The organism is Spirosoma aureum, from assembly GCF_011604685.1.
In the GTDB taxonomy this organism is placed as follows: Bacteria; Bacteroidota; Bacteroidia; order Cytophagales; family Spirosomataceae; genus Spirosoma; species Spirosoma aureum.
In genome coordinates, this window is the sequence record NZ_CP050063.1 from 3,586,770 (window position 1) to 3,599,756 (window position 12,987).

Genomic DNA, 12,987 nt, shown 5'->3' on the forward strand with positions numbered 1-12,987 from the left:
CTTTTGAGTATGCTCTAAAAACATACTCAATGAAACGTAAGCTTTCGATTCTAAGTCTGATTGCTTTCTCAATGCTGGTTGTTACCTGTCGGGTCGCTCAGAAATCAGCGACTACGGCTGACCAATCGACCGCTCAGCAAACACCAGCTGTTCAAGCCGATACAATTCCTGCTTTTACGGCAAATCCATCGCCCGCGCAGCTAACACCCGAACAGAGTGTACGTTCATTTCGGGTGCCTAAAGGCTATCATATGGAGCTGGTTGCCAGTGACCCCATGATCAAAGAGCCCGTTGCCATAGCCTGGGATGGCAACGCCCGCATGTATGTGGCCGAGATGAGTAGCTACATGCAGGATGTTGACGGTTCGCATGAACATGATCCAGTTAGCCGGGTCATGCTTCTGGAGGATACCGACAACGACGGCAAAATGGACAAGAGTTCTGTCTTTATCGATAAGCTGGTTCTGCCCCGAATGATTCTGTGTATCGACCATGAATTGCTGGTTAATGAAACCGATACCTACGATATCTACAGCTATAAGGATACGAACGGCGATGGTGTCGCCGACGCGAAAAAGCCTGTCTTTCAGCTTGGGAAAAAGGCTCCCGGCAACCTCGAACACCAGCGGAGCGGCCTTGACTGGAACCTCGATAACTGGATCTACGTAACCGTCGATCCGGTGCGATTTCGCTATAAAAACGGCGTATTGAAAGCCGATTCGCTTCCGAGTGGATCGAATGGTCAGTGGGGCCTGACTCACGACAACTACGGCCGTCTGTTCTTTTCGCGGGCGGGTGGCGAAATTCCGGCATCGGGTTTTCAGATCAATCCAGCCTATGGTGCCCTTGAGTTTCCGGATCAGTATAGCGAGGAGTTCAATGCCGTATGGCCGATCATTGCCACGCCCGATATTCAGGGAGGTTTACGACGGTTACGACTTCCCGATAGCACGCTGAACCATTTCACGGCTAGTAACGGCCAATCCATTTTTCGGGGCGATAAACTCCCGGCCGATCTGGTTGGCGATTACCTGATTGGCGAACCTGTTGCCCGAATTATCCGTCGGGCTAAAGTCATCAATACCAACGGGAAACTGACATTAGAAAATGCCTACAAACAACAGGAGTTTATTGCGTCGACGGATATGAACTTTCGGCCGGTCAATACCTATACCGGCCCCGATGGATGCCTGTACATTGTCGATATGAACCGCGGAATCATTCAGGAGTCGCAGTGGACACCAAAAGACAGTTACTTACGCCCGCAGATTCAGCGGTTAGGACTTGACAAAAACGTACAGCATGGCCGTATTTACCGATTGGTGCATGATGGCATGAGACCGGGGCCGAAACCGAAGATGCTTGATGAATCGGCCAGCAAACTCATTACCTACCTCGATCATCCAAATGGCTGGTGGCGTGATAATGCGCAAAAACAACTCGTAATCCTGGGCGATAAATCGGTTGTGCCTGTTCTGAAGCAAATCGCAGTGGGTGAGCAGGGCTCACTAAGCCGCAAACCATCAACGCTGGGACGACTTCATGCATTATGGACGCTGGAAGGACTGGATTCCATCGATAAAGACGTGCTGTTTACAGTGATGAAAGACGAAGATCCGCAACTTCGTCGGGCAGCCATCTGGATCAGCGAACGCTATATTAAACAGGGCGATGAGCAGGTGCTGGATAAAGTGAGTGAGCTTAAAAATGATCCGAGTTATGATGTTCGTACGCAACTGGTTTTATCGACCCACGATAGCAAATCGGCGAAGGCTAAAGCCCTTAATAACGAAATCGTAGCGCAGAACGCATCGAGCGAAATGCTGGCCAGCGCACGAAAAAGCCAGCTCAAGAACGATGCGGTTAAAACATATGGCCTTCGTTTGGGTAGGCTGGAGGAATCTGACCGTAAAATGGTAATGGCCGGAGCCAGTACGTTCAAGACATTGTGTGCTACCTGCCACGGCCCCGATGGAAAAGGGCTGGCCGTTGGAGGAAGTAGTATGGTTGCTCCGCCCCTATTTGGGTCAAAACGGATTGTGGGCGAAAAAGATGTACTGATAAAAATTCTGCTGCATGGTCTTCACGGCCCGGTCGATGAGAAAAGTTACCCGGACGTAATGCCATCAATGGCAGCCAACGATGACGAATGGATTGCCTCTGTACTGAGTTATATTCGGTATGAATTTGGCTATACCGGTAATTTTCCGCCAAGTCCGCCATCGACGACACCCCGCCCGGCTAATGGCGGCATTCCGCCCGAAGTGTTGAAACGCCGGAATTTCAAGCCTTTTGTTCAGACCGATGAGGTTAAGAAGATACGGCAGGAAACGGCGGGAAGAACGCAGGCCTGGACACTGGCCGATCTGGAAAAAGCAGGCCAGTGATTTTCCCGGACGTAGCTGGATTGTAGGCAGGGTTCTCAGAGGGAAATTGTTCAGTTTGAAAAATAAGACAAGCAACGAATCAGTTTTCTACAAAGCTGATCCATTCATTCATTTATCATGTACATCCGGAATATTATTACCATTGGTAGTTTATTATTGACACTTGGGGCCATTGCACAGCCAAACCCAGATCGCCCGGATTTGTGCCAGGGAGCCTATTTTACCGAACCGCAGGGGGCCGAAGCCTTACGTACTTTTGCCGGAACTTACCATGATCGGGCGACCTGGGAGTCACGTGCTTCACTAATTCGGCAGGGCATTCGCGACGGTATGAGCTTACCGAAAAAGCCGCAGTTTGCGCCCCTTCGTCCCATCCGTCACAGCCTGAAAAAAATGAATGGTTACACCGTCGAAAATGTGGCTTTCGAAAGTCTGCCGGGTTTTTATGTGACCGGTAATCTATATCGCCCACTTAACGCAACGGGTAAATCAGCCGGAATTCTTTGCCCACATGGTCATGCCGCCAATCAGGATGCCCGTTTTCTGGAGCAAGCCCAACAGCGATGTGCGACTCTGGCCCGGATGGGGGCCGTTGTGTTCATTTATGACATGATCGGCTACGGCGATTCGAAACAAAGTGCTCATAAAGTACCGCAGGCTCTAAAACTACAGACCCTGAATGGGATGCGGGCATTGGATTTTCTGGCCAGCCTGCCCGACGTCGATACCGAGCGGATTGGTATGTCGGGCGAATCGGGTGGGGGCACACAAACGTTTCTGCTCACCGCGCTCGATCAGCGAATAAAAGTGTCGGTGCCGGTCGTTATGGTGTCGGCCCATTTTTTCGGCGGCTGCGTTTGCGAAAGCGGGATGCCCATTCATAAACGGCCAACGCATCAGACAAGCAATGTAGAAATTGCTGCACTGGCAGCTCCCCGGCCCATGCTTATGGTGTCTGATGGAAAAGACTGGACTAAAAACACACCCGAAGTGGAGTTCCCATACGTCCGCAACATTTACCAGTATTATGGGGCTGCTGACCGGCTCGAAAATGTGCATTTACCTACTGAAGGCCATGATTATGGCCCCAGCAAACGCGCAGCTGCCTATCGCTTTCTGGCCAAATACCTCAAGTTAGACTTAAATAAAGTTCTTAAAGACGGGCAGATTGATGAAGCCTCGAACACGCTGCTGAAGCCAGAAGAACTACAGGTATTCAATGCAGAGCACCCACGACCAGCCAACGCTGTTGAAGGCGATGAAGCGGTAATGGCATTGCTGAAGTAAGGATATTATTGTCAGGTTTCGTTCCAGGGTTCATGTAAGAGTTACGGCTACCCGTGGCATATGACTACCTGCATAAGGCTACTATTACCATATCGTTATTTTTTAGAAAAAACGCCGTTCTACTGGCATTGGGGAATTGTAGCTATAGTCTACGGAACTTGTAGAAAAATGGAAACACAAAAGTCTCTTAGGAATCTGTAACCATCAGACTACCAGCGGTTGGCATGGAATTGGCAACAAGGTTAGGTCAAAAACAAATAACTAACCTTATAACCAACAGTAGTTATGGCAACGTTTGGAGAACGCATCGCAAATTTTTTTGGTGGAAACGATCTGGAAACACAGGAAGGACTTCGTGGCTTATTTGCCACTGAACTAAAAGATATCTATTACGCTGAAAAGCAAGCTGTGGATGCCCTGGGTGAGCAGGCTGATGCCTCTACGACCGATGAGGTGAGAAACGCTTTTTTACAGCATCAGGATGAAACCCGTAATCAGGTTGCAAGACTGGAACAAGTGTTCAGCAGCATCGGAATTGATGTTGAAGAAGGCTCCTGTGATGCAATCGATGGCCTGGTTGATGATGCCCAACGGGTTGTATCAAATACGGATTCAGGTTCATTAACGCGTGATGCCGGGCTGATCATTGCCGGGCAGAAAATAGAGCACCACGAAATTGCGTCGTATGGCTCGGTTGTCACATTGGCACAGGTACTCGGCTATACTGAAGCCGCCCGACTCCTTCAGCAAACGCTGGACGAAGAGAAAAATGCCGATAAAAAGTTAACGGTACTGGCCGAGTCGTTTGTGAACAGCCGGGCCGCGTCGGAGCGTGATGACGATAATGACACTTATCGGAACGATACGGACCGTGACGAATTTGATCGCCAGAGTGTAGTCAAACCGGATGGTACCCGCTATAGTGACAGTTCCGTTGGTGGTTCGACTGAATCCGGGTACACCTCTCGCAATGAGGGCAGCGCCTTTGGCCTTTAGTCTGATCGCAACTAAGTAGCTATACTGTCCAGGCTACTACATTGTCAACAGAAACGGGCGACATTGTCAACAGAAACGGGCGACGTCAAAATTTGACGTCGCCCGTTTCTGTTGACAAAACCTGTTTTGCCAATTTTTCTCAATAATCAGGATCCCTCAATTCGAGTAGTCCGACTCCTCCGGATTGTCTTCAGTGCCATCGTTATTGCCAAGCGAATCACTATTGCCATAGTTTGACCGGTCGGGCTCCATGTTAGGGCTACCGGAAACGGCACCAGTGCCATCATTGCCCGTAATCGCTTCCTCTTCATCAGTGGGCGTTGTTGGGGCAGAGAAGGCATCGCCCGACAAATCGGTTGGGTCATATTCTTCGGTCAGCATTTTTCCCTCATCGGGCGTTTGAATGGGTCCGCCCGTATCTGGCCTGAACGTTTGTCCCTGCTCATTCAGCATCGCATCCTGATTCGTGTTTTCCATATGATCGTTGGTATTTCGGATTGGATAAACAGTTTTCGGTTAGTTCTAAAAATTCAGCCTATTTCCATAAGCTGCCTAGAATAACCGAAAATCAAAAACCATTATCCTCTTGTAAATACTTCCCAGAGCCGATTGTTCAGTTTTCGAGCGTACGTCTTAACATCTTTGTGCGATGCATGAATCGTAAATGATGCAAACTGATTGGCCGATGATTGGAGTGGTTCAATCCGAATTGTGCGACCTGTTGTCCAGCGCCCTGCCAATCGACGTACGGAGCCGGTTAACCGAAGACCGGCATCGATCAGATCGACCTGGCATATTTCGGGATACTGAGCAACCGCTAATTCCTGTGAAAAACGTTGTAGCTGGCTGGCATCAAACCACGTTAACGTGGGAATTTGCAGGTGCTTTGTTTTTCGATCGTTACGCAGAAGGAAGCGTAATGACAGGAACGATTTTCCGGAGGCCGGCCCAGCAAGTACCTGTAAGTCGAGGACTTCCAGTGGCTCCGTCTCAGATGCGGTGGCAAGTTCAATGTTCATAGGGAGTGATGAAAAAGTGTGAGCAGTAAACGGGACAAAGGTAGGAGATGTTTTGTTTCGTCTACACATAGATCATCTTTCGGGTTATGCCACCGTCCACTATGAAGTTCTGACCGGTAATAAAGTTATTTTCCGGCGCAATCAGAAACAGAATCATCCGGGCAATGTCGTCGGCCTGACCCACGCGGCCAGCCGGGTGCTGATCGTGGTCTTCGGGGCGAAGATCGTCAGGTTTTGCCTTTGCTTTTTTTCGCAGCGCCGACACGTCAATCCATCCGGGACTAATCGCATTGACGCGTATATCAGGCCCCAGACTAACGGCCATAGAATGGGTCAGCGCCAGAAGCCCACCTTTACTGGCTGTATACGGAAACGTGTCTGGCTCTGACTGAAACGCCCGTGTCGAACACATATTGATGATACTGCCTTTTTGCAAAGCCAGGTATTGCGCCGTGTGTTTCGCACAAAGAAATGCTCCGGTCAGGTTCGTGCCGATAACCCGGTTCCATTCATCGAGGGTTAATTTGTCGAGCGATTTTTCGATCATGATGGCTGCGTTGTTTATCAGCGCATCGATCTGGCCGAAATGAGAAAAGGTCTGTTCAGCGGCCTTCCGAACGTTCACCTCACTGGACACATCGCAGGAAACGAACAGGATCTGCGCCGATGAGGCTTTGAAGGCTTCCCGAAGTTCTGCCAGCGCATCGGTGTCGGTCTCCCAAATGGCTACACGGTATCCATGAGTGAGTAAATACTGGGTGGCAACCCGGCCGATACCCTGGCCTCCGCCTGTAATGATAGCTGTTTTCATAGAAGTTGGATAAACCCTAGAAACGTTCAAACGGTACAGATTGGTAACACAATTAGATAATGTTGGGTTAACTAAACCGTATCCTTATCGAACGGGATACTTATTTTTCCATGCTTCAAATTGCTTTTTCGCCGGTCTATCGGCTCCGATTGCCTGAAGGCCACCGCTTTCCGATGCTTAAGTATGAATTGATTCATGAACAGTTACTTTATGAAGGAACATGTACTGACGATAATTTTTTTGCCCCTATGCCCGTTGACGACCACTGGGTGCTGGGCGTCCATACGGCCGATTACGTACGAGCATTGAAAACCCTCACGGTGGCTCCGGCTATGGTGCGTCGAATTGGTTTTCCACTGACCCACGAACTCATTAAACGGGAATGGATTATTACGCAGGGAACCATCGATTGTACTCATATTGCCTTTCGCGACGGAGTCGCTATGAATGTTGCGGGCGGTACACATCATGCGTTTCCTGATCGGGGAGAGGGTTTTTGTCTGCTTAACGATGTTGGCGTGGCTGCACACTATCTGCTGGAGACAAATCTGGCAAGAAAGATTCTGGTCATCGATCTAGATGTCCATCAGGGCAATGGTACAGCGGTAATGTTTCAGCAGGAACCGCGTGTATTCACCTTCAGTATGCACGGGAAAGATAATTATCCACTCAAAAAAGAGCGGTCGGATCTAGATGTTGAATTGTCGACGGGTATTGCTGATGGAGCGTATCTGAATAGACTCTACGATCTCTTGCCGGATCTGATCCGACGCGAAAAGCCTGATTTCCTGTTTTATATATCGGGCGTAGATATTCTGGCGTCAGATCGATTGGGTAAGCTGGGTGTCAGCCGGGAGGGTTGTAAAGCGCGCGATACATTTGTCTTTGAACAGGCGATTCATTTTGGGCTACCAATTGCCGTTTCAATGGGTGGAGGTTATTCGCCCCGTCTGACCGACATCGTTGAAGCGCACTGCAATACGTTTCGGATAGCTGCCGATCTGTTTTTCTGACCTTCCTGCAATTTCATGCCGTCAAATAAGTGCTAAAAAGTAACGCAATCAACGTTCCTCAAGCGCCCTTTCCTATACTGTTATTATAAGCTTATAGAAGTTACTTATTTATTAATACACCAATTATCGGATGATAAGGAAGCCGATTTTATCCTCCCTACATTCGCCAACAGCCGAAATTTTACTGTTCAAACAAAACCGTAATCGTCTCGCTCTGTAATTCGAAATGATAGTTTAGAGCTACATGTTCGTCTCGAATTAAGAAGTATAGTAAATCTATAAGTAAACTAAAAAATAATACAATTGGATAATTAAATAGAATAATATGATTGATTTGTGTATTTAATCCCTTTCTTTGCGAATCAATAGACTGCTAATCAGACGCGCCTGGCAAAAGTGAACGCCTTAATGATGTAGACATTTGATAAGCTGACCAATATGAAGGTAAGACTCCTGATAGCTGACTCCAGACGGGCAGCCAAGGCTGGAACCAACCTTAGGAAAGCTACCTATGGAGCCCATCTTAAATCTTAGACCGTTTGCCACTGAGATGCCTATTTTAAAAGGATTTCCCTAGTTCATTACCGTAACCCAATTCACTGCATATGATGAATCCCTACTTTTCACCTCCTGTCAAACTGCTTGTTGCTGTTTTGTTTGTTTTGAGTTCATTACACCCAGGCTGGTCTCAACCAAACCTGCAAGCCAATAGTAATCGTCAATCGGCTGACTTTCTACAGGTTCGTGCTTACGAGATTGAAAATCGAACGATTACCGGTACTGTAAAAAATGAGACAAACGAGATGTTGCCCGGTGTGAGCGTCATTCTGAAAGGCACCAGCCGGGGCACGACAACGGACGCCAAAGGAACCTACAGCCTGACCATTCCAGACGAGACCCAAGCCAATGTTACCTTGATTTTCTCGTTCGTCGGTTACCAGAATCAGGAAGTACAGGTCGGGAATCGAACTAGTGTTGACGTGCAACTGGCTCCCGATCAAAAAACGCTCAATGAGGTCGTCGTGGTTGGTTATGGCGTCCAGAAAAAATCGGATCTAACGGGGGCCGTTGGCACTGTAAAAGCAGAGGTCTTACAGGAAAGACCAGCGGCTTCGCTTAATCAGGGGCTGGCTGGCCGGATTACGGGGGTCAACGTATCGGTCAATTCGGGACGTCCGGGCGGTCGTTCAAACATACGTATCCGCGGCAACACGTCCGTAAGTGTCGCCAATAATCCACTTTATGTAATTGACGGGGTTATTCTGAACGCTACCGGATTGGCGAATGGCAGCACGCCTATAGACTACCTCAATCCGAATGATATTGCTTCGGTTGAGGTGTTGAAAGACGCTTCAGCGACGGCTATTTACGGGGCCAGGGGCGCAAACGGCGTTATTTTGGTAACCACGAAACGGGGCAGTCAGAATGGAGGACGGATCACCTATGATACCGATTTTAGTACTGGCGTACTTCCTCGTAAGATCCCTTTGCTGAATGCCAAAGAGTTTCTGCAGGTAGAAGATAGTGCGTATCAGAATGCCCAGAAATTCGACCCGGTTGGCTGGGCCGGGGGAAAGTATAAAGACCCCAAACTGAAACGAACCAATCCATTACTGTTTGATGCGAATGGAACTCCGCTCTATGATACCGACTGGCAGGATGAATCCTTTCAGAAAGCATTCACCCAAAACCACCAATTGTCGTTTGCCGGGGGCAATGGCAAAGATAGTTACGGCATCTATCTGGGGTATCGGAACGAAAACGGCCTTGTTCGGGAGTCTTATCTAAAGCGATATGCCGGTCGGTTTGTGTTCGATAGCCAGCTTAAAGACTGGATAAAAGTAGGGGGTTCACTAAGTTATAACGATCAAAATGAAAATCAGGTCGATCCACTGGGTAGTGGTGGCATTATTGTCATGCGACAGGTACTGGAAGCGCTACCCATTATTCCGGTCAAGTATCCAGATGGGCGCTGGGGCGGCAATGAAGATTACCCGGGTATGGAAGGGGGCGGCAATCCGATCAATATTCTGAAAGATCGGTTTTATTACCTGAAAACCCAGTCGATGCTGGGGGATGTGTACGCCAATCTTAAACTGACCAAAGACCTCGAATTACGAACCACGCTCGGTATCAACATTATCAATCAGGAGACCGATGAGTACAATGGACGTACGCTGAACTATATATCCCGTAATCAGCTTGGTACGGCCAGTGTCACCAATGAACGCCATAATTCATGGCAGTTTGAAAACTATCTGACGTATACTAAACGGATTGCCAACCAGCATGCCCTCACCGGGTTGTTAGGAATAGCCTGGCAACATGTTGATCGGTTTACCAGTCGAGCGGCTACCCAGAACTTCCAGGACGATTATTTCCGGTTCTATAATTTAGGCGCCGGTTCAGTGCCGCAAGCGCCCAGTTCCAGTGCGGTTGGGTATGGCTTAAACTCGTATTTCGGTCGTCTGAATTATGGGTTTAAAGACAAGTACCTAGTCACCTTCACGGGGCGTATCGATGGTTCCTCGAAATTCGGTACGGCCAATCAGTATGCCTTTTTTCCGTCTGCTGCGTTGGCCTGGCGGGTCATGGAGGAGGGGTTTATGAAAAACGTTCGGGCCGTTTCTAATCTGAAACTACGGGCCAGCTATGGGGTTACAGGGAACTCCGAAATCACCGCTTATCAGGCGCTGGCTGGATTGGGTAATTACGCCGTGATTTTTGGGGGAGCCCGGACAGTTGGCATCGGAGTCGGGCGACTGGCCAATCCGGACTTGCGCTGGGAAAAGACACAACAGGTGGATGCGGGGATCGAACTGGGTCTGTTTCAGAACCGATTATCGCTTGAACTGGATTTCTACCGGAAACTGACCAGCGATATGCTCCTTAATGCACCGGTTCCGTATAGTAGTGGCTATGAAACGGTTACTCGCAATGTGGGTAGTATGGAAAACCGGGGCATTGAGTTTGCCGTGAATAGTGTCAACGTCAAGACCAGGGATTTTTCCTGGAATACGACCTTTAACATTTCCGTCAATAAAAATAAAGTGGTCAAGCTGACAGGCGGTTCCGACATTTTTATCGGCTCGACCGTTGTTCGTGAAAATGAGCCGGTCGGTTCGTACTTTGGGTTTGTTCGTCCGGGGTCTGGCACCTGGGGGACTGCTGAAGAGTCTGAAGCGGCTAACTACTTAAAGAGGCCAGGGGATGTCAAGTATCAGGATACAAACGGGGATGGGGTGATCAACAACAATGATCGAGTTATTATTGGCAAAGGGATTCCCGATGGCTTTGGTACTTTACTGAACAGCTTCAAATATAAAAACGTTGAGCTCACCGTTGACCTGCAATTTATGTATGGGAACGATGTGCTTTTTAGAAGCCAGCACTCAGCTGAAGATCGGCAGGGAATTGCCAATAGCTTCAAAACGGTCTTAAACGCCTGGACACCTGACCATCAAAATACACCGATTGCTCAGTTAAGACCTGTGTCGGCTGGCTACGATACCAATGAGGATACTCACCGCGTATATGATGCATCGTTTATAAGGGGACGGAACCTGTTATTAGCCTATACCTTCTCTCCGTCGATCACGGAAAAAATACGGATGAGCCGATTGCGGGTGTATGCTTCCGTACAGAATTTTTTCCTGAAAACTGCTGAGTATAAGGGCTATGACCCGGAAGTGTCAACGACTGGAAGTGCCTTTGATCAGGGAGTCGTTACGTATGACTATCCCAAACCCCGAGTCTTTATGGTTGGTCTCAATATTGGCCTGTAAACTAAAACCTTCACTATGACTTCAATACGAATGAAAACCGCCACCAGGTGGCTATTTTTTGCCAGCTTATTTCTGGTAGGATCTGCTTGCTCCGATTTTCTGGCAGAAAGCGATAAAAGTAATTTTACCACCGATAATTATTTCACCAAACCTGAGCACGCTACCAGTGCGATCAATTCCATTTATGACAATTTAAAAACCACGACCGGTGGTGGATTTGGCGGGGCACCCTGGATGATGCTGGAATTCGCAACGGGTTTGGCCAATACAGAATTAGGGCAGGCCGTGAATAGTCTGTACGTTCGGAATCTGACCAATACATCGGATAATGAGTATAGCCGGGTCTATTGGGTCAGTTGCTACAAGGGGATTGCCAACGCAAACCTGGCGATTGCCAGGATTCCCGGGATTGCCATGGATGAAGTGGCCAAGAAGAAAGCATTGGGCGAAGCCCGTTTTCTGCGAGCTTACTACTATTATACCCTGGTTCGACTATTTGGAAAAGTACCGCTGATTCTGGAGCCAATCGATTTAAATTCGCCGACCCTCTACCCCGGCCAGTCTGATGAAGAGAGCATTTATAAGCAAATTGTTGATGACTTATCGGTGGCCGAATCATCCGGATTACCCTTCCTGGACGCATCCGGACGAGTATCGAGCGGGGCTGCCAAATCCCTGTTAGCAAGTGTCTACCTGACCATGGCCGGCTATCCCCTGCAAAAAGGAGCCGACTACCATAAAAAAGCAGCGGATAAGGCCAGTGAGGTGATCTCGTCGAATCAGTACAGTTTATTTACAACGTATGACGATTTACATAATCCCGCCAAAAAGAATCTTGGGGAGAATATTTTTATGGTGCAGTTTACGGCCAATATTCAACCCTCTGGCTGGCAGACCTCCATCATTCCCTATAACCAGGGCATCTCGGCTTACTCCGATGAAACCGGGGCTATTTTCGCCCAGAAGGAATTCGTAGAGTCGTATGAAAAAGGGGACATGCGGGCTCAGGAAAAGCAATTCTATTACCGAAGCTATACGCTGAGTAATGATCGCACGAAGACGATTGATTTGGGGGGGTATTACATTTATAAACATTTCGATACGCAAGCCCACCTGACAACGACTAGCAGTGATCTGAACTGGCCTTTGTATCGATTTGCCGAAGTTTTGCTGATCTATGCCGAAGCGGCCAATGAAGTGTCTGGCCCCACAACTGAAGCCTATGAGGCCGTCAACAAGATTCGGCGAAGAGCTAAACTGCCTGATCTGGGTGGCTTAACGAAAGAGCAGTTGAGAGAATCGATTTGGCGAGAGCGTTGGTACGAACTGAGCTTTGAGAATAAAACCTGGTTTGACATGGCCCGGCTTCGTAAGGCCTTCAATGAGTCGACGCGCACATTTGATGATTTTGTTGGCCATAAGTTTTCTTACGGCCCCGTTCTTCAAGAAAGAGAATTGTTGTTTCCTATTCCTACGGCCGAAATCAGAAACAATACCAAATTGCAGCAAAATAAGGGCTATTGATCCATTCGTATACTGATTTCAGAACTGTTACTGATTCTCAAACTAGTAACAGTTCTGAAATCAGTATACGAAGAGAATATACAGCACGCTTGCCAATGCTCAGAGCCCTGCTGCTGCCAAAGGAAAGTAGGGCCGGCAGAAGAAAAATAAACAAAAGGTCGTCCC

General features: G+C 48.4%; 9 protein-coding genes. 6 read left to right on the forward strand and 3 right to left on the reverse strand.

Going from position 1 to position 12,987, the window contains the following annotated elements; genetic code table 11:
• Nucleotides 1-29 precede the first annotated feature (29 nt).
• The 3 genes from G8759_RS13985 to G8759_RS13995 all read left to right on the forward strand — a co-directional run bounded on the left by G8759_RS13985 (nt 30) and on the right by G8759_RS13995 (nt 4,670).
• The gene (locus G8759_RS13985) at nt 30-2,387 is read left to right on the forward strand and encodes a DUF7133 domain-containing protein (RefSeq protein WP_167208933.1); all 2,358 of its coding nucleotides are present in this window, start codon (nt 30-32) and stop codon (nt 2,385-2,387) included.
• A gap of 117 nt (nt 2,388-2,504) precedes the next feature.
• Nucleotides 2,505-3,674 carry an alpha/beta hydrolase family protein gene (locus G8759_RS13990; RefSeq protein WP_167208935.1) on the forward strand — a complete coding sequence of 390 codons (1,170 nt, stop codon included), beginning with the start codon at nt 2,505-2,507 and terminating at the stop codon, nt 3,672-3,674.
• Nucleotides 3,675-3,959: 285 nt separating this feature from the next.
• Entirely contained in the window at nt 3,960-4,670 is a 711-nt protein-coding gene (locus G8759_RS13995; protein ID WP_167208937.1) for a YciE/YciF ferroxidase family protein, read from the forward strand.
• Nucleotides 4,671-4,826: 156 nt separating this feature from the next.
• On the opposite strand, the gene G8759_RS14000 is transcribed toward G8759_RS13995, so the two are convergent.
• From G8759_RS14000 to G8759_RS14010, 3 genes are all read right to left on the reverse strand, one after another.
• Nucleotides 4,827-5,147, reverse strand: coding sequence for a hypothetical protein (locus G8759_RS14000; RefSeq protein ID WP_162390321.1), 321 nt, complete (start codon nt 5,145-5,147; stop codon nt 4,827-4,829).
• 101 nt (nt 5,148-5,248) lie between these two features.
• Nucleotides 5,249-5,689, reverse strand: a complete 441-nt coding sequence (locus G8759_RS14005; protein ID WP_167208939.1) for a hypothetical protein — start codon at nt 5,687-5,689, stop codon at nt 5,249-5,251.
• Between the two features lie 61 nt (nt 5,690-5,750).
• Entirely contained in the window at nt 5,751-6,500 is a 750-nt protein-coding gene (locus tag G8759_RS14010) for an SDR family oxidoreductase (RefSeq protein ID WP_162390319.1), read from the reverse strand.
• A 110-nt stretch (nt 6,501-6,610) separates the two neighbouring features.
• Between G8759_RS14010 and G8759_RS14015 the strand changes: the two genes are divergently transcribed.
• The 3 genes from G8759_RS14015 (at nt 6,611) to G8759_RS14025 (ending at nt 12,822) form a co-directional block, all read left to right on the forward strand.
• Nucleotides 6,611-7,513, forward strand: a complete 903-nt coding sequence (locus tag G8759_RS14015) for a histone deacetylase family protein (RefSeq protein ID WP_167208941.1) — start codon at nt 6,611-6,613, stop codon at nt 7,511-7,513.
• Nucleotides 7,514-8,118: 605 nt separating this feature from the next.
• Entirely contained in the window at nt 8,119-11,298 is a 3,180-nt protein-coding gene (locus G8759_RS14020) for a SusC/RagA family TonB-linked outer membrane protein (protein WP_167208943.1), read from the forward strand.
• 15 nt (nt 11,299-11,313) lie between these two features.
• Entirely contained in the window at nt 11,314-12,822 is a 1,509-nt protein-coding gene (locus G8759_RS14025) for a RagB/SusD family nutrient uptake outer membrane protein (protein ID WP_232074251.1), read from the forward strand.
• The last annotated feature ends 165 nt before the right edge of the window (nt 12,823-12,987 follow it).

Bases quoted from the DNA above. Each gene is read 5' to 3' on its own strand.
- G8759_RS14005 (WP_167208939.1), bottom strand. From the start codon at position 5,689: ATGAACATTGAACTTGCCACCGCATCTGAGACGGAGCCACTGGAAGTC.
- G8759_RS14025 (WP_232074251.1), top strand. From the start codon at position 11,314: ATGACTTCAATACGAATGAAAACCGCCACCAGGTGGCTATTTTTTGCC.
- G8759_RS14000 (WP_162390321.1), bottom strand. From the start codon at position 5,147: ATGGAAAACACGAATCAGGATGCGATGCTGAATGAGCAGGGACAAACG.
- G8759_RS14010 (WP_162390319.1), bottom strand. From the start codon at position 6,500: ATGAAAACAGCTATCATTACAGGCGGAGGCCAGGGTATCGGCCGGGTT.
- G8759_RS13990 (WP_167208935.1), top strand. From the start codon at position 2,505: ATGTACATCCGGAATATTATTACCATTGGTAGTTTATTATTGACACTT.
- G8759_RS14020 (WP_167208943.1), top strand. From the start codon at position 8,119: ATGATGAATCCCTACTTTTCACCTCCTGTCAAACTGCTTGTTGCTGTT.
- G8759_RS13995 (WP_167208937.1), top strand. From the start codon at position 3,960: ATGGCAACGTTTGGAGAACGCATCGCAAATTTTTTTGGTGGAAACGAT.
- G8759_RS13985 (WP_167208933.1), top strand. From the start codon at position 30: ATGAAACGTAAGCTTTCGATTCTAAGTCTGATTGCTTTCTCAATGCTG.
- G8759_RS14015 (WP_167208941.1), top strand. From the start codon at position 6,611: ATGCTTCAAATTGCTTTTTCGCCGGTCTATCGGCTCCGATTGCCTGAA.